General features: G+C 52.9%; 15 protein-coding genes, 1 tRNA gene and 1 pseudogene. 13 read left to right on the top strand and 4 right to left on the bottom strand.

The window, feature by feature from the left end:
* Positions 1-60: 60 nt before the first annotated feature.
* Complete coding sequence (locus tag OQ460_RS13005) at positions 61-1143, bottom strand: type I restriction endonuclease (protein ID WP_410017893.1); 1083 nt, start codon at positions 1141-1143, stop codon at positions 61-63.
* Between the two features lie 265 nt (positions 1144-1408).
* On the opposite strand from OQ460_RS13005, the gene OQ460_RS13000 reads away from it, so the two are divergent.
* The 10 genes from OQ460_RS13000 to OQ460_RS12955 all read left to right on the top strand — a co-directional run bounded on the left by OQ460_RS13000 (position 1409) and on the right by OQ460_RS12955 (position 9958).
* Complete coding sequence (locus OQ460_RS13000) at positions 1409-2110, top strand: helix-turn-helix transcriptional regulator (protein WP_410017892.1); 702 nt, start codon at positions 1409-1411, stop codon at positions 2108-2110.
* Between the two features lie 5 nt (positions 2111-2115).
* A complete protein-coding gene (locus tag OQ460_RS12995) occupies positions 2116-2901 on the top strand; it encodes a PhzF family phenazine biosynthesis protein (RefSeq protein WP_410017891.1) in 786 nt (261 codons plus the stop codon).
* 176 nt (positions 2902-3077) lie between these two features.
* On the top strand, positions 3078-3560 hold the full coding sequence (locus OQ460_RS12990) for a DUF2867 domain-containing protein (RefSeq protein WP_410017890.1): 483 nt from the start codon (positions 3078-3080) through the stop codon (positions 3558-3560).
* A 256-nt stretch (positions 3561-3816) separates the two neighbouring features.
* On the top strand, positions 3817-4590 hold the full coding sequence (locus OQ460_RS12985; RefSeq protein ID WP_410017889.1) for an alpha/beta fold hydrolase: 774 nt from the start codon (positions 3817-3819) through the stop codon (positions 4588-4590).
* 721 nt (positions 4591-5311) lie between these two features.
* Complete coding sequence (locus tag OQ460_RS12980) at positions 5312-6505, top strand: hypothetical protein (protein WP_410017888.1); 1194 nt, start codon at positions 5312-5314, stop codon at positions 6503-6505.
* Between the two features lie 567 nt (positions 6506-7072).
* On the top strand, positions 7073-7159 hold the full coding sequence (locus tag OQ460_RS12975; RefSeq protein WP_410021998.1) for a putative 2OG-Fe(II) oxygenase: 87 nt from the start codon (positions 7073-7075) through the stop codon (positions 7157-7159).
* 75 nt (positions 7160-7234) lie between these two features.
* Entirely contained in the window at positions 7235-7654 is a 420-nt protein-coding gene (locus OQ460_RS12970; protein WP_410017887.1) for a hypothetical protein, read from the top strand.
* A 50-nt stretch (positions 7655-7704) separates the two neighbouring features.
* Positions 7705-8295: an isochorismatase family protein gene (locus tag OQ460_RS12965; protein ID WP_410017886.1), complete on the top strand. Its 591-nt coding sequence runs from the start codon at positions 7705-7707 to the stop codon at positions 8293-8295.
* 347 nt (positions 8296-8642) lie between these two features.
* Positions 8643-9251, top strand: a complete 609-nt coding sequence (locus OQ460_RS12960) for a LysE family translocator (protein WP_410017885.1) — start codon at positions 8643-8645, stop codon at positions 9249-9251.
* A 620-nt stretch (positions 9252-9871) separates the two neighbouring features.
* A tRNA-Leu gene (locus OQ460_RS12955) sits at positions 9872-9958 on the top strand.
* Positions 9959-10038: 80 nt separating this feature from the next.
* Here OQ460_RS12955 and OQ460_RS12950 read toward each other — a convergent pair.
* Positions 10039-10253: pseudogene (locus OQ460_RS12950) on the bottom strand (tyrosine-type recombinase/integrase); the annotation flags it as partial.
* 118 nt (positions 10254-10371) lie between these two features.
* Between OQ460_RS12950 and OQ460_RS12945 the strand changes: the two are divergent.
* Positions 10372-11007, top strand: coding sequence for a lytic polysaccharide monooxygenase auxiliary activity family 9 protein (locus OQ460_RS12945; RefSeq protein ID WP_410017884.1), 636 nt, complete (start codon positions 10372-10374; stop codon positions 11005-11007).
* Positions 11008-11054: 47 nt separating this feature from the next.
* Positions 11055-12521 (top strand): glycosyl hydrolase family 18 protein, encoded by a 1467-nt coding sequence (locus OQ460_RS12940; RefSeq protein WP_410017883.1) that lies wholly within the window; start codon positions 11055-11057, stop codon positions 12519-12521.
* Between the two features lie 788 nt (positions 12522-13309).
* Here the strand turns inward: OQ460_RS12940 and OQ460_RS12935 are convergent.
* Positions 13310-13582 (bottom strand): hypothetical protein, encoded by a 273-nt coding sequence (locus OQ460_RS12935; RefSeq protein WP_410017882.1) that lies wholly within the window; start codon positions 13580-13582, stop codon positions 13310-13312.
* 627 nt (positions 13583-14209) lie between these two features.
* Between OQ460_RS12935 and panB the strand changes: the two genes are divergently transcribed.
* On the top strand, positions 14210-15025 hold the full coding sequence (gene panB, locus OQ460_RS12930; RefSeq protein ID WP_410017881.1) for a 3-methyl-2-oxobutanoate hydroxymethyltransferase: 816 nt from the start codon (positions 14210-14212) through the stop codon (positions 15023-15025).
* A 6-nt stretch (positions 15026-15031) separates the two neighbouring features.
* Here panB and OQ460_RS12925 read toward each other — a convergent pair whose 3' ends face one another.
* Entirely contained in the window at positions 15032-16426 is a 1395-nt protein-coding gene (locus OQ460_RS12925; RefSeq protein WP_410017880.1) for a PLP-dependent aminotransferase family protein, read from the bottom strand.
* Positions 16427-16548: the final 122 nt, after the last annotated feature.

Raw genomic sequence — 16548 nt, 5'->3', positions numbered from 1 at the left:
GCCGATATTGGCGCTATCCCAGTCCTTGGGCTTGCAGGCGAAGAACTGGGTATTCCTCAATCAGGCTTCTTGATAAAAAGTAATTGTTTCTTTTAGCGAGGTTGAGAATTCATAGATCTCATCAAGCGAATTGATGGGGTGACGTGTTTCGACTTTGTCTTTGTCGAAAATACCTAGGTACTTTTGTCCGCGATTGAAGTGAAGTCTGGCGATAGGTTTTCGATTATTGTCATCCAGCAGTATGCCGAAATAGCTCTGAGTGTCTCTGCTAGCTATGCGTTTCGCGTCTATTACGGTCCGGACAATTGCTTTGATGATGTGAAAGCCTTCAAGTTCTTCCATCGTAGTCAGAATGCGATCTTCAGGGACCTCTGGCGTTTCTACCTGGTTTTCAGCCACGACCGATTCAGCGACTGTTGGAAAGGTGGCCCTGCTCATTGCTGACTTTAATCTGTCGTTGATTTGATCACTCAGGAACTGAGAAGCAGCCTTTCTGGTGAGCTGAGCAAATTGGTCTCGAACCTTTTGCGTGATCACTCCATCGTAGACGCGCGATGCAAAAAAACGAACGAAGTCATCATCAGGCTGAGAAAACTGCGTAGCCATTTCTTTTTTAATGTTCCCCACGTACTTCAGCTCGCCGGCCGCGTTGATGATCGACTCAACATCGAAAGCTGACTTTGTGAGCTTTTGGAGCTCTGGGATGATGTGCTCATCGATGTTGAGCAGGTCGATCTCTAGAAAGGGTTTCTCATCCATTTTGTTTGGGGCGTCCAGATCGGTATAGAACCGATAAAACCTGCCGTTTGTTAGGATGGAAATTCTTGCAGTGGTCACGTGAAAGTAGCGAAATAGCTGACTTGCATGATTGATATTGAGTGCTTCGCCAACCTTTTTCGTCTCGATCAGTATTTGGATCTGTCCGCCTTTTAGAATCGCGTAATCAATTTTCTCGCCTTTTTTAGTTCCGATATCACATATGTATTCAGGCACAACCTCGGACGGATCGAAGACGTCGTAGCCGAGCACTGTGTGGATGAACGGCATCACGAAAGCGGTCTTGGTTGCTTCCTCGGTCTGGATCGTTGACGCCAGCTGATTTACCTTCGCTGACATTGCGTTCAAGCGCTCTACAAAATCCATTTTTTTGCTCCGTTGCACGTTCACCCGATTGGGCTCGTAGAGGCGCAACGCTACTACGGCAGCTTCTCAGCCTGCTACTGGGTTTCCATCCACGCTGGATGCCTGGCCAGGGAGGCAGTATGTGGAACATCCGCATTCGATCCGAAGCTGCCTATCAGGAAAACCACAGAGACAATTCGGACATACGTAAAATTCAACAATAAGTTGATAATTCAACAATGTGTTGATATTTTTGTCGCCTTCGATAAATCACTTGAAGGCACCAATGAAGGTTTCCGAAGTATCACTAGCCGAGCGGCAGCTGATTCTTAACGTGCTTCACAGCACCCTCAAAATGCTCAGTAATGCTGTTGGTCTTCATACGGAGATCGTGTTGCATGACCTGATCAATCCGGAGCGATCCATCCTTGCCATCGCCAATGGTCATGTCACTGGAAGAAAAGTGGGCGGGTCAGTGTTGGGCGGCCCACGCCAGGACTTAGGGTTCAGCGCTGTCAGGCGCGCCATGGAAGATCACTCAAGCTCTGATCCCGTTGTGGTGGAGAGTTATCCGGCACTCGCGCCTGACGGCCGCCCGCTCCGCAGTTCCACCGTGGTGTATCGCGACAGTAGCGGGCAGCCTTTCGCTAGTCTGTGTATCAATTCCGACTTGAGCGGTGTTGCCGCCGCCCACGCCGTTCTCGGAGGACTTCTGGGGCTGGAAGGCGTTCCTGAGTCACGCGTCGATGAGCCGAGGGATATGGAGCAACTGATGGTGGAAATCATTCAGGTAGCTTGTCCCGGCGGTGTTGTAGGGATGAAAAAACCTCAAAAGCTTGAAGCTGTACGGCAAATGCAGGATCGCGGGGTATTCATCGTCAAAGGCGGGATTGAAAAAGCCGCTGCCGCGCTCGGCGTGACCCGATACACCATCTACAACTACCTGGAGCAGATCCGGGTTACAGACAACACTAGCGGGCAGGAATGATCAGAATGCAACTCGATATTTTCCAGGTGGACGCTTTCTCCTCTGAGGCTTTCGCCGGCAACCCGGCGGCGGTTTGTCCGCTGAAGGCCTGGTTGCCTGATGCGACGCTGCAAAAAATCGCCGCAGAGAACAACCTATCCGAGACTGCTTATGTTGTGCGTAACGGCGAGGTGTTCGAGTTGCGCTGGTTTACTCCTACGGTGGAAGTCGACTTGTGTGGTCACGCCACCCTGGCAGCAGCCTGGGTGCTGTTTGAACAGCTTGGTGAAAGCCGTGACATGCTGCGGTTTTCCACTCGCAGCGGTGAATTGCGAGTGCGCCGCGAAAGCGGGCGCTTGGCCATGGACTTCCCGGCCAAGCAGCCTAAAGCCGTAGCTGTCCCGCCAGGCCTTTTGCAAGCCTTGGGCCTAGAACGGATCGATGCGCTTTATCGCACAGATGATTACGTGGTAGTGGTCGAGGATGAAGCCATCATCGCCGGCCTCAATCCCGACTTCGTTGCACTGTCCGCTTTCGACGTGCGCGGTGTCGCGGTTACCGCGCCGAGTAGTCACTTCGATTTTGTCTCTCGTTGGTTCGGGCCTCGGGTGGGGGTGAATGAAGACCCGGTCACCGGCTCGGCCCACACCTCCCTGGCGCCATATTGGGCCAAGCGCTTGGGTAAGTGCGGGCTGAGTGCCGAGCAAGGTGGGGTGCGCAAGGGCCAGTTGCACTGCGAAGTCCTAGACAGCGACCGCGTCATTATCAGCGGCCACGGCGCGTTGTATCTACGCGGCACTATCTTTATCTGAGGTCAGTTTATTCAGGCGAACTTGCTCAACAGAGTGAATCACCACGGATTCTCTAGGCACGCTTGCCAATTGGGCCTGCCAGGAAAAGGCTCCGTTGATGGCATTCCATCCACGCTGGATGCCTGGCCAGGGAGACAGTATGTGGAGCATCCGCATTCAACTAAAAGGGATAATATTTGACTACCACATCACCTGCTCACACTCTGCGTGCGCTACCCGATCTTGATTACTATGACTGCAGGTCGGTTCTGCTCCCTGTTGACATCACCACTCTTGACGCTTGGAACATCATGACGGCTGAATCGGGACTGTTCATGCGGCTAGCTTTCCGAATGAGGGACGCTATTTCCTCGTTATTCGGTGTGAAGCGAATCGGCGGGTTCTCCGGCGCTAGGCGAGAGACAATACACACTGGAGAACTGCTGGATTTCTTTCTGGTGGAGCATAGCGCCCCCGACATGTTGGTTCTGACCGAACGTGACCGGCACCTAGATGTCATGATTTGCCTTTCGATAACAGCTCGTGTGCTCACAATCACATCATCAGTCGTAACGCATAACGTCTTTGGGCGCGCCTACATGTTGCCGGTAGGTCTCGTCCATAAGCTGATCATCAATAGTGATCTCAGGCGGCTGAAGCGAAAGCTTGAAGGACAGTAGGTTTTGGTTGTTTCGACTTTATCCCTGTGACCTCTCATGGCCGAAAGCTGGCCTCGAAATAGCCCAGCCCCGCGCTGGGCTTTTTGCATCTGAAGGGCATGCACACGCTGGAACTGGGTAAGCGTCTGGTCAATACGTCTTTCTGATCCTAACGCTTAGTGATCCGTCACACTCATTTGTCATCGCAAATGCGATCATGTAGAGCAGTAGGCTCAAGCCTGCACGCGACACAGCGATCCAACAAAGGGAAAAGCACATGACGACGTTCAATCACCAGGAGGGCCAGCACATTGAGATAGACCACGCGAGCCTCTACTATGAACAGCAAGGGAACAAGGACGGCCCTGTCTTGGTATTCCTCCACGGCGGTTTTGGTGACATCGAGACTTTTAATTCCATCACGCCCCGTTTGGGCCGGAACTACAGGTTGATCGGCATCGACAGCCGGGGCCAAGGAAAATCCACGCTTGGTCCATCACGACTGACCTATAAGCGCATCCAGCAGGATGTGGAGGCAGTGGTCAGGCACCTGGGGCTTGAGCATTTCAGCATTATCGGCCATAGCGATGGTGGCATAGCTGCACTGCGCATTGCCGCCGCCAACACTCTCCCGATAGACAAGCTGGTAACGATTGGCGCGCACTGGGCATTGAAGGCAGACGACCCAACGCGCGGCATTTATACAGAGGTAACAGGCGAGAGCTGGCGCGAGATGTTCCCGCACAGCTACGATAGTTATCAGGTCATGAATCCCGCACCAGATTTTGAGCGATTGGCAGTGGCGCTGCGGGCTCTTTGGCTCGATTCAGGCGCGGATGGCTACCCGAACGAAGCTGTGCGCAACATCACCGCCGATTTGCTGGTGGTCAGGGGCGACGAAGACATGCTTGTCTCGCGCACGAATGCAGTTGAACTCGCTGATCGGGTGCCAAACGCTAGGTTCTTGAATATTCCATTCGCGAATCACTCGCCCCAAGAAGATCGACCAGAATGGCTGATACCTGTCCTGGAGGCATTTCTGGCGGACTGATCGGTACTTCATCTTTTAGCGGTAAGCGTCCGACAAACCAAAGAGGGAGCGACATGCGGATTTTGATAGCGGCGGTAGCGGTGGCGATGCTGGCTGGCTGCACGTCATCCGCAACAGCTGTCCAGCATGCCGAGCCCGCTTCAGATACTCAGGCGTGCATGACGTACAGAGCTATGATGACCGCGCCGATGGAGCCAAGGGCTCACGCGCGGTTGAGATTGGCTTGCGAAAAATCTAGGTCAGTGAAGGCTATAGAGTAGAGGCACCAGGGTCGTCGGGGCTTAGCTGAAGCCCATATACCCGATATGCAAAAAAGCCCAACCCCGTGCTGGGTTTTTTGCATTTGGTGGTAGTAAAGCGTAAAGGCAGATTTGCCTTCAATACGTAAGGCCTCTAGGGCGGTTGGTGGGTAGCTCTATTGTCAGAAGCAGGCGTTCGCCCTGTCGCAGTCTGTAGGGGATGAATCGGTTAAAACCAGCCGTTTACCAGCGACAGTTATCGTACACTCCATAAGTGCGCCGGCCCGACAATTACTATGGTCATCGTGCGGGGAGGGGGAAATGCCGCTTCCCTCACTAACGTTATGATTCTTGGACGCCCTATGCGAATAAAACACCCAATCCTGCCCCTTGCCAAAGCCGCATTTGCCGCTGCTCTCAGGGCAGGCCATGGGCGTGTTATCCAACACATCGAGAGTCATGGGTCGAATGGGTTGGAAGACATGATCATCGAAGCGTGCATGACATGTCTTTCCTATGACCCTCAGTGCGAGGCAGAACGGGCACAGTGGCTGTTCTCGATTGTCGAGCGCGCGAAGCTGAATGCGAAGGTGTTGCAGGCTATCAAGGCGATGGAGAACACTCCACCGCCTGAGGAGCATAGCGATAGTGCTCAGCGGAGTGCGATATTGAAAGAGTTGGCTGCGTCAGGATCCGAAGACGCGAGACGTCTCTTGTATTCTTCCCTAGCGCTCTTTCCGAATACCACCAATGTGATTGGGGCCAATGAAATTATCGCGCTCGACGGCCTGGATGGCTTGATACATGTCGTCAGACATATGGGGCAGTGGTTGCAAGCTGATCCTGATTTTTGGATCGATGACTATCCCATCACACAATATGAGGCTTTCACAGGAGATAAAGGAGCACTTGCGGCATTGGAGCGTGAGGCCGCAGTTGATTCCGATATCGCAAACTATCTCGCGGGGATGCGCAAGACATGCGATAGCCGCGGCGGTCCTTCAGCCCACGTTGACTTCATGACCTTTACAGCCGATGAGGTCGTGGCCTATGTCAGAAAGAACCCAAAAGAGCAATGTTATTGGCTCAGGAGGTGGGGTTCCCAAGTTGAAGAAGATCAACGCGAGACGGTTTTCGTAGCGCTGCTGGCGTCAAAGGAGTCAGAGCATGTCAAGCGACTGCTCAGATGCTTCGGACAAACTGGCGTTCCACGATTCGACAGTCGATTGCTCCGATGGATTGACCATATCGACGCACAGGTTCAATGGGCGACTGTGGCGGCCTTGGCACCTGTGAAGCACGGAGAGCTGCGAAACGTTGCGAAGCGATTGATCGCTGATGGCAACATCGCTAACGGTATCGCACTACTGGTGAAGAACTTTCATGAGGGCGATTTTTCATTGTTCGTGGAACATCTGGCACAGCTTGATGACCCTGATGAAACACACCAAATCGTTGGGAAACTTCTCAACTTGTGCGAAGCGTATCCTGGCCACAAGGCGCTCGATTGCCTTCTCTACGTATATGAGTTTTCGCCATGTTCGACCTGTCGCAAGCGGGCCGTGAAGGCATTGATCGACACAAACACAGCTCCAGCTTGGGTGTTGGCAGAGTCGACATTCGACGCCGACCCCGAGACGCGAGCACTTGTCAGGGCAGACCGTTCCTTCACGTAGTCTTAGTACTTACGGGCAGGTTGGCAGAAAACAAGCTAGATCAATTTTAAAAGATTCGTCATCTAGCCAACTGCAACATTGGTACAGCGGATGACTGCGCGAAAGCGCCAGATAGAGACCAAAGGAATCGTTGCCACTGACTCGACTGCCGAGGATCGGCTTTAGGTGACTCAATCCTCAAATGGCAGCAGCGTCGTGCTGTATCAGAGACTGTCTTGAGCGCTTGGCTACGGTCGCGCGGTCATTGAGACGGCAGTTCGCGAGGGCCTTTGACGAACAAATAAATCAAGCCGCCTACGGGCGGTTCTTTCATGTCTGGAGAATGACGAGTAGGTGCCAAAGGCTCTGGTCCAGGCTCGCATGGCGGCTGGCATTCGGCGAGCGACTTTACGCAGTGAGGCGGGGAGGCCTGTGATGCCTTGGTTGGGTTTGCCAAGGCGCTCGCCACTCAACTGACTGCAGTTCATCGCGAACAATACGGGCTGCCCGGTCGTTGAACGGAAACTCAATGATTGCATTACTGCCGGGCTCAGTACTACGCGTGCAGCCACCAGTGGCATATTCAATATGTTTCCGTCTTGGCTGATGCATTCGGCACAACGCTTCGAAGGCGCAAGGCCGCGAATCTCCATAGCCTTCAACTTTGGCGCTTGAGATTTCGCTCGATCTGCACAAGGTTGCAGGATTTTTTGCTATGTTGCGGCATCACTTTTTAAAAAAACTGGTGTTATGAAACGTCCTGACCTTTCGCTCCTTTCAATCCTTTTATTAACGATGAGCCTGACATCCTGCAGCCTGTTGATGCCCGCAGGTAGCAAAGAGGCGTCACCTGCAACGGCCCAGTCGGAAAAAGCGCTTGTGCAGTTCGTGGCAAGAGGCAATGAGCCGTTCTGGTCAATCAAAACCAGTGCAGACACCTTGACCTGGAAAACCCCCGAAAACCCAAACGGGACAAAGCTCACGGCGCAACGTGCAACTTCTGGCGAGGGTGTTAAATACATGGGCAAGGACGGTGACAAAACGTTCATGTTGGAGGTGGTTGGCACGCCATGCATCGACACAATGTCCGGGCAATCTTTCGGGTACTCAGCCACCTGGGTGTATGCGGGCGACAGCAACGCCGGTTGCGCTGAACAAGTCGATAAATAACGCCCTTGCCGGTATCTAACCGCAGGCCACCTTAGTAGAGATTGCAGACCATGAGTACTCAACACAGCCCCGTTCCTCTGATTATCCTAGATGTACAGGACGCAATTGATCAGCCTGTCTGGGATGGCAAGAGCAATCCCGGTTACCTGGCGGCGATTCAGTGTCTTCTGGCGTATTGGAGGCTTAAAGGCTGGCCTGTCATGCACATAAAGCATGATGAGCAAGCACCAGCCTCGACCTATCACGTCCACGGCCCATGGAATGGCATCAAGCGAGAGGTTGCTCCTGTTGAGGGAGAGTTGGTGATTGTCAAACAACAGAACTGCGCCTTTATTGGTACTGAGTTGGATCAAGTTCTCAAGGGCATGCGGGTAGAGCGTTTCGTGTTAACGGGGGTAGTGATCCACAACAGTATGGATGCCACTGTTCGTGCCGGAAAAGCCCTCGGGTACCACATCATCCTGCCTTCTGATAGTACGACGGCTGTACCGGTTGTCAGCGCCGACGGAAAGTCTTGGGAGGCAGGGACGGTGCATGAACTGACCCTGGCAATCCTCAACGGCGAATATGCTGAAGTCATGACCTCGCAGGAGGTGATAGCGCTTGATATCGCTGGGTGTGCAGATGTTCATGCGGAATGAAATCGACGTCCAAACGAATAGCGGCGCCCATCGTGCACTGAATGCGTGACTGATAGAAGCGTTTGGGAAAGAGCGCTTCGTAGCGTATCGGCTGGTCCGTCTGGTCAAATCGCAGGCAAAGAAAAGCCCGCGATGGGGAGAGCGGGCTTAAAGGTGTTCACTTAGGAGCTGAGACCACCATAGGCGCTTGAGTGTGAAAGGGATGTGAAAGAGTTAGCCGAATGCACGCAGAGCCGAATATGTGCTTGACCAAAGTGTATCTCTCTATCTGTTGATAGCTGTACGGGGCGAGCCTGCGCTGAACACTCTAGTGTCAGGGCGACAATAATTCGCCTGGATGACGCCTCATGTTCATGTCCTCAAGCCTGCTTTCAGCCTTCGCACTGTTTGCCTTTGTATCTTCGATCACGCCTGGACCGAACAACACCATGTTACTGGCGTCAGGAGTGAACTTCGGATTCCGCCGTTCAATCCCGCATGCCATGGGAATCAGTGTGGGATTCATGGTGCTGGTGATTTCGGTCGGCCTGGGCCTGGGGGAGGTGTTCAAGGCACTGCCTTGGGCCTACACAGCGTTGCGCTATGTCGGGGCTGCCTATTTGTTGTACCTGGCGTGGAAGATCGCGACGTCCAGCCCTATGTCCGATGAAACCGAGGGCAAACGCAGCCCCATGACTTTCCTGGGCGCGGCAGTGTTTCAGTGGGTCAACCCCAAGGCCTGGGTCATGGCGTTGGGGGCTATCACCACCTATACGCCTGCGCAGGGTTACTTCACTAACGTGCTGGTGATCGCGGCAGTGTTTGCACTGATCAACCTGCCCAGCGTGTGCGTGTGGGCCGGGTTTGGTAGCGGCTTGCGCAGTGTGTTGCGTAACCCGCGCTGGCTGAGGCTCTTCAACTGGTCCATGGCTGCACTGCTGGTATTGTCTTTGTACCCGATGTTCTTTGCAGGTTGAAAAGGCCAAGCCTGTTTCAAACCGGTGAAACCGTGGCGAGCAAACCAATCGCAACGGTCAGCGCCAAAAAGCCGAACAGAAAAAATGCCATCTTAGCCATGGGGCCTCCGAAAGGTAGATGAACCGCAGGATAATTCCCGCCGGGCTCCACGAGTGCGTCGGGAGTGGCCCATTATCGGGGGTGGGAACTGTTCGGTACAGATTCAGGTGATCAAGAAAAAAGCGTATCAGATGCTCCTGCCACGCCGGTGCAGTGGGGTTTGACCTGATCCGCAGAGGTGCCAACCAGAGTTCTTGACCTAGCGCGGCAGGACAAATACCTTCTCTCGCGATCAGCAGAAAAGCAGGAAATATCCGGCTGTACTTCCAGTCCTGGTGATGAGCGCTGCAGGCACCTGGGTTCATGAGGCGAGGAGGGGGCTTCCAGGGCTCTGTCCGGCCGGCCAACCGTGAATGACGCGTAGATCACTGATCTGATGAGTTTTTTTCTTGGATGGGGGCCTGCGATAAATCTGAAAAAGACCGCCCGCAAACTTGCGCCGAGGGTCTTGGATCTATATATTCCCTAGCCTGTTGCGACGCTCAAGGGCTTTGATCTTGTGCTGCTTCATCGCGCTACCGCCCGAATGGCGAAACTGGTAGACGCATGGGACTTAAAATCCCCCGCCTGTAAGGGCGTCCCGGTTCGATTCCGGGTTCGGGCACCAATTAAAACAAGGACTTAGTAAAGTTTTCATGCTTGCTGGGTCCTTGATAATTTCCGCAATATTTTACTCCTTTCCGCAATTCACTTCGTCGGCGTGACTTTTTACCGATCCGTTTACGGATGTAGTTCTCTGTCATGACAACAGTTGTGTGCCCAAGCTGGTCCCTGGCTTGCAGGATATCCCCACTCGATTCCGCCTTGTCTGTGCCAGCTTTTGCGCGCAAGTCGCGCATCTGAAAATGAGCCTTTTCAACGCCGGCCGCTTTCCTTGCTGCATCAAATCTTCCGCGCAACATGCCTCATCATTCCTTGAAGTGGGCAAATAGAAGTGGCCGAATAATAGACAATCTAAAATCTTGCGCTAGCCTAAGAGTTCTCCTAGAGAGGAGATCAATTAACCAAAGGAATGAACCAATGAATAAGCCAGAATCCAAGTCGCAGTTGAAACACGGTCGTGTAATTTCCCCCGCTAGTCGTTCTGCTATTGCGACAGAACAAGGCCTCATACTTGACTGGGAGGCTAATGAAATGGAGGGAGGTAAGAACTTCCCATCGTTGACTGCTGGCCCATTCCCAAGACCTTATGAGACTGACAACGGGAGCCTGATGCCACCGACTGATGGTTATATCCTCAGTGGTAGTAAGACTGACTCCCGGGACTGCGTTAATTTCACTAATGAAGAAATGAGCCAAAAGCTAAATCGCCCATTTGCCTGGCCTCTGTTGGATGTTAACCCGGGCGAAACCTTTCGTGTTAAATGGGTATACACCATGCCTCACGTAACTCGGGGTTACAGTTGGTTTATCACCAAAGATGGTTGGGATCCTGAAAAACGTATCAGCCGCGCTCAGCTTGAACCAAAGTCCTTCTGCGATGATTTTTATACTCAGGTTCCCTACTATGAGCATACCGCCGAATTGAAGGCGAAGACTGAGCATGAAGTGAAACTGCCTACGGGTAAACAGGGACATCATGTCATTATTTTACTTTGGGTAGTTGCTGATACTGGCAATGCGTTCTATCAGGCGTTTGATGTAAATTTTAAATAAAGTTGAGTCATGTACAGCTCCTAGTATAATTCTGAAGGAATAGAATAATGCCTAAGATTGATTTTTCATTGTTAAAGTCAAAAGTAAGTGACTCAGCATCGTTAATGCCTAGCATTGCCAATAAAAAAATCCTTATGGGTTTTTGGCATAATTGGCCGGCTGGCCACAGTGACGGTTATCAAGGTGGGCAGTTTAGTAATCTAGAGTTGGTGGATGTACCCCAGGACTACAACGTTGTTGCTGTGGCTTTTATGAAAGGCGAGGGCATTCCTACGTTCAAGCCGCATAACCTCTCCGACGAAGAGTTTCGCCGCCAGGTAGGCGTGCTGAACAGCCAGGAAAGGGCTGTCTTGATCTCGTTGGGCGGCGCCGACGCTCATATCGAGTTGCACATTGGGGATGAACTACCTCTGGCGAATGAGATCATTCGTTTGGTTGAAACCTACGGCTTCGATGGGCTGGATATCGACCTTGAGCAAAGCGCCATTGATTTCGCTGATAACAAGACGGTGCTGCCTGCAGCCTTGAAGCTGGTGAAGGATCACTACAAGGATGAGGGGAAGCATTTCATCATCAGCATGGCGCCTGAGTTTCCCTATCTTAATCTTGGCGGCAAGTACATTGACTACATTCAGGCCCTTGAGGGGTACTACGATTTCATTGCGCCTCAATACTACAACCAAGGTGGCGATGGGATCTGGGTTCCAGAGGCCAATGGCGGTCAGGGGGCCTGGATTGCGCAGAACAATGATGCGATGAAAGAGGACTTTCTCTACTACCTGACCGAAAGCCTCGTAACGGGCACTAGGAACTACACCGCTATTCCCGCAGACAAATTCGTCATTGGCTTACCAGCCAACGTTGACGCTGCGGCTACAGGCTATGTGATTGATCCCGCTGCGGTGGTTAATGCGTTTAAACGTCTCGATTCTGCCGGTCACTCCATCAAAGGACTCATGACCTGGTCGACCAATTGGGACGATGGTGTTAGCAGGAACAATGTCCCCTACGGTGGGGAGTTCTACAATCGCTATGCCCCGTTGATTCACGGTGAGACAGGTATTGGTGACCGGCCAACGGCTCCCTCAAGTTTGTCCTCTGCGAGCGTGACTGAAACCAGCATGACCTTGAGTTGGAGGGCTTCAACCGGACCTCGTCCAATCGAGACATACACGCTGTATCGAAATGGGGCCCCAATAGGTCATACGGCGTCCTTGACGCTGGAAGACTCGGGTCTAACGCCGAACACCCAGTACAGCTACTTTGTCGCGGCAACAGACTCTTCGGGAAAAGAGTCGCTCCCCAGCAAGAGCCTGAGCGTTAGAACCGTTGGAGACATAACAGATCCAGAGTATCCCGAATGGCAATTGAACCACCGCTATAGCGAGAAGGACGGCGTGACTTACGAAGGCAATATGTACCTGTGCCTGCAAGAGCACACATCAAACTCAGGTTGGACACCACCAGTCGCCTTTACCCTTTGGTCGAAGGTTGCACTCAAACGACACGCTTAGAGCGGTATGCAAAGCCCGTCAGAAATGCCGGGTTTTTCTTTTTCATTTGAAGAATCGATTTTTCGATTTTGGAATCATGGCTTTGTGCAGGTCATGTTGCATGAGGAAAGTGCGCGCTCGGCCAGTGACACCAAGCTCTAGCTAATGGCACTTCCGGTTTACGAGCCGTTGTTCTGATAATCTGAATCGCCCCGGATTTTCTAGGCACGCTGCCAATTGGGCCTGGCAGGAAAAGGCTCAGTCGACGGCATTTTATCCATACTGGATGCCTGGACAGGTAGTTTAGTCACTGGGGATGGGTCAGGGTTTCGGCTCATCGGTTGCCTCTTGTGACATGCAAGTGTGGCCTATCAGAATAGTTATACAGCGTAGCAGTCGGCTTGCTTGATGAGATTGCGTTCGGTCGGCAGGACGCCTGAGGGAGGGTAAAATCAGCTTCAAAATAAAGGCAAGGGGTCACGCTCTATACGGTCTACAGAGGTGTTTTTTTGTCTTGGTTTCGGAATCAAATAACGCTACAGGACTAGGCCTGCTTGTATTTCGCTGTCGGATCGAAATTTGCCTACGCCGGTTCCATTCCGACCTCGGTCTCCACTCTTAAAACCCCCGTAGATTAACGTCTACGGGGGTTTTTATTGCCTGCTGAAAACTGTAGACGTACCAAAACACTGAAGTGAGCATACCAATACTTTCTATTTTGTCGGGTTGGCAATAGCTCCGGCCCGGACATAAGTTTTCTTGGTCGTCTGCTGTTTTGAGTAGCATCTACATGCGTTTACTGACACATATCACGCATTGACTAACATCAGTGGGCTAATAGATTGGCCGTGATCTTTGACAAGGTTATCTTCGATAACTATTTTACTGCTGGGGGAGATATAGTACTCGTTTGTCTTTGCTTGACCTTGTACGGCCATTAAATAGCCTCTTGAATCGCTACGCGACCACGTTTCGGTATTGCCTTGCTCTATTGTGTAATAGTCGTCACTACCGTCTTTGTGCCATGTGCCTACTGCAACTTTGATAAGTCCGCTTGCACCGTTTGTGATTGTGATAGCCATATTTACATTCCTTTTTGAATTTACATTCCATGAGTTGGCTCCCTATTTAGAATAAAGCTGCAGACTTGCCACTGCTACAGAGAATCTGTAGTTAGGTTAACTCGTTGGTAATTTCATATCCCATTGATACTGGAGGCGATAGATACTAGACTCCAGGGAAAATATAATTTTGTTAAGTGGTATATTGTTCTGCCTGCTACAGTCAAGCCTATAGACGGGTAAATGCAAGGTGCCATTGCCCTTCTAATGTGTCGATTCCGACGAGCGGTGAAATAGGTGTCTGAGATATTTGTTATTTCCTTATTCCCTTGAGTTCTTTCGTATAGGTCCGGCATCTGGGTATTCAGTCTGAAGTAAGTACTCTGACCGCAGGGTGATAGGTCTGTTATATCCCTGCGACGACCTATTGGTAGGGGCCTAGTAAGCAGAGGCTATTATGCTGAGGACGGTGCTTGACCTGGGTTGCTTTTCAGGCGGAATCTGTACATTGAATCTTTTGGTGTTTAACCAATAATCGGCTGCTCCAGGCCCACGCTGGTTGAGCGCTGTAGAGAAAAGTCTCAACCCGTGCTCGATGAGATTCTCGAGGCCGTTTCAGCCAGAGGGCGATCACCACAGGGAAATCCCATGAGCATCCATACCCGCACTAAACGAATGACGGTCCCGCAATTGGTCGCAATGAAGGGCCAGCAGAAAATCGTTTCCCTGACGGCGTATTCCAGCTCGATTGCCAAGTTGATCGACCCTATTGTCGATTTCATTCTAGTGGGTGATTCCACCGCTATGGTTGGCTATGGCCGGGCATCCACACTGAGCATGCAGCTTGAAGAAATCATCGGTCACACCCGTGCCGTGGTTGATAGCACGGGCCTGTCCTGTGTGATTGCCGATATGCCTTTTGGCAGCTATCAGGAGTCCAACGAGCAGGCCTTTCGCAACTGCGCCCAGGTTTTGGCGCGCACCGGTTGCGATGCCGTGAAGCTGGAAGCCAACAAGGCGCTGGCGGGAACCGTCGAGTTCCTGGTGGCGCGTGGTATTCCGGTCATGGCTCACATCGGGCTGATGCCGCAGTTTGTCAATGTAATGGGTGGGTTCAAGGCCCAGGGCCTGACGGCTGAAACAGGCGCGCTGATTGCCGAGGATGCGCGGGCCAATCTTGAGGCGGGTGCGTTCAGTCTGTTACTTGAAGGTGTGGCCGAAGGCGTGGCCCGGCAGATCACCCTGGATTCGAAAATGCCCACCATTGGCATTGGCGCCTCGCCAGCCTGCGACGGGCAGGTGCTGGTCACCGAGGATGTACTGGGCCTGGGCGGCGAGCAAATGCCGCGCTTCGTCAAACAATATGCCGATGTCGGTGCACAGATTCGCGAGGCTTGCCTGAATTTTGCCGAAGATGTGCGCCATGGCCGTTTTCCTGAAGCGCGCCATTGCTACGGGCTCTAGACCAGCCTAGCGCTCTGCGCCGATAGCCTGGGCCAGTTTCTCCAGGGCTTGGGGAACATCCTTGCTCCAGTCGAGCGTATAGCTCAGGCGCAAATGGTGTTTCCAGGCCTGCTGCTGGCTGAAGATTTCTCCGGGTGCGATGACGATATGCTGCCCCAGCAAGCGCTCGAACACCCGTCGCATGTCTACCGGGCGTGTGGCCTCGAGCCAGAAAGCTGCGCCGCCATGTGGGACGATCACCTGCAACTGGCCATCGGTATGCTCCTTGAGCAAGCTCTTCATGTGCGTCATGCGCTTGTGCAATACGCCTCGCAACCGCACCAGATGCTGGTCGACGCGCTTGGAGTTGAAGAGTTTGGCGATTGCTTTCTGGCGGATCGGCGACAGGCGAAACCCGCGCGCCAGAAATAGCCGCCGCAACTGCGGTTCATGCTGGCGACACAACACATACCCGTAAGGGGCTTCCGAACCGATGATTTTGTCGAAGGTCGAGAACACCAGCAGTCTGTCGGGGTCGGCAAAGTCACGATAACGCGAGGGTTCTGGCGAGAAGCACAACTGGCCATAGGTGTCGTTTTCAAATAGCCAGATAGTCCGCTCCGCCAGCCAGCGGCATATCTGTTGTTTATCCTGTGCCGGCATCAGGCCGCCCTGGGGAATGTTCACGGTTGACGACAGCACGGCCAGCCGGATGGGTTCACGCCTGAGCAGCTCCTCGAGTGCGGGCAGGTTGAAGCGGCCATCTGCGCCAAGGGGCATTTCGATCACGCGAATTTTCGCCGCCTGCAATTGGCGCAGAATCGCCCACGAGCATGGCGACTCCACCAGCGCCACAGTGCCTTCCAGGGCCAGGGCGCTGAGGGACAACTCCAGCACACTGTGCAGGTCCGAGCCGATATACACATGGCTGGCCTGCCAATAACAGTGAGTGGACCGGGTGTAGCGATCGGCCAATGCTGCGCGCAATTCGGGTTCGCCGAATGGTTGATAGAGCGGGGCAGGGGAACGTGGGTACTGGCGGGCCAGTTCGCGCTCCAGCATCAACAGCGGATTTTCCAACGACAACAGCATTGCCGGTGCATCGCTGCTCAGGGCCAGCATCCCCGGCTGGCGTGCGTTGGAGAACACGCTGTCGAGGAGGTTGGGCGAGCTTTCACTGGGTGAAGGGGCTGCTTGCGACTTGCTGAAGTAACCGAACTTGGGTTTGGCATAGATCCGCCCCTCGTCCTCGAGCAGCGAATAGGCGTACTTGGTTGTCGATACCGACACACTCAGGCGTTGGGCCAACTGCCGCAATGACGGCAGTCTTTGCTCATGCTCCGAAGGGACATTGTCGATCAGCTCGACGAGATAGCGGTACACAGCCTGATAGGCAAAGGACGCGTTTTTGGGAGTATTCATGCTCACTTGCCTCACTTCGTGATTGCCCACTGATCATCTGACCCGCAGTTCATCCATTGGATACGGATGAAAGCTGCCCGAAGTGTTTGGAGCACGCTTCGCAGCAGCAGCCACAGAAGCAG

Source organism: Pseudomonas imrae (genome assembly GCF_046352735.2).
In the GTDB taxonomy this organism is placed as follows: domain Bacteria; phylum Pseudomonadota; class Gammaproteobacteria; order Pseudomonadales; family Pseudomonadaceae; genus Aquipseudomonas; species Aquipseudomonas imrae.
This window is presented reverse-complemented; position numbering and strand designations above follow the sequence as displayed.

Bases quoted from the DNA above. Each gene is read 5' to 3' on its own strand.
- OQ460_RS13005 (WP_410017893.1), bottom strand. From the start codon at position 1,143: ATGGATTTTGTAGAGCGCTTGAACGCAATGTCAGCGAAGGTAAATCAG.
- OQ460_RS13000 (WP_410017892.1), top strand. From the start codon at position 1,409: ATGAAGGTTTCCGAAGTATCACTAGCCGAGCGGCAGCTGATTCTTAAC.
- OQ460_RS12995 (WP_410017891.1), top strand. From the start codon at position 2,116: ATGCAACTCGATATTTTCCAGGTGGACGCTTTCTCCTCTGAGGCTTTC.
- OQ460_RS12985 (WP_410017889.1), top strand. From the start codon at position 3,817: ATGACGACGTTCAATCACCAGGAGGGCCAGCACATTGAGATAGACCAC.
- OQ460_RS12980 (WP_410017888.1), top strand. From the start codon at position 5,312: ATGATCATCGAAGCGTGCATGACATGTCTTTCCTATGACCCTCAGTGC.
- OQ460_RS12975 (WP_410021998.1), top strand. From the start codon at position 7,073: ATGTTTCCGTCTTGGCTGATGCATTCGGCACAACGCTTCGAAGGCGCA.
- OQ460_RS12970 (WP_410017887.1), top strand. From the start codon at position 7,235: ATGAAACGTCCTGACCTTTCGCTCCTTTCAATCCTTTTATTAACGATG.
- OQ460_RS12965 (WP_410017886.1), top strand. From the start codon at position 7,705: ATGAGTACTCAACACAGCCCCGTTCCTCTGATTATCCTAGATGTACAG.
- OQ460_RS12960 (WP_410017885.1), top strand. From the start codon at position 8,643: ATGTTCATGTCCTCAAGCCTGCTTTCAGCCTTCGCACTGTTTGCCTTT.
- OQ460_RS12945 (WP_410017884.1), top strand. From the start codon at position 10,372: ATGAATAAGCCAGAATCCAAGTCGCAGTTGAAACACGGTCGTGTAATT.
- OQ460_RS12940 (WP_410017883.1), top strand. From the start codon at position 11,055: ATGCCTAAGATTGATTTTTCATTGTTAAAGTCAAAAGTAAGTGACTCA.
- OQ460_RS12935 (WP_410017882.1), bottom strand. From the start codon at position 13,582: ATGGCTATCACAATCACAAACGGTGCAAGCGGACTTATCAAAGTTGCA.
- panB (WP_410017881.1), top strand. From the start codon at position 14,210: ATGAGCATCCATACCCGCACTAAACGAATGACGGTCCCGCAATTGGTC.
- OQ460_RS12925 (WP_410017880.1), bottom strand. From the start codon at position 16,426: ATGAATACTCCCAAAAACGCGTCCTTTGCCTATCAGGCTGTGTACCGC.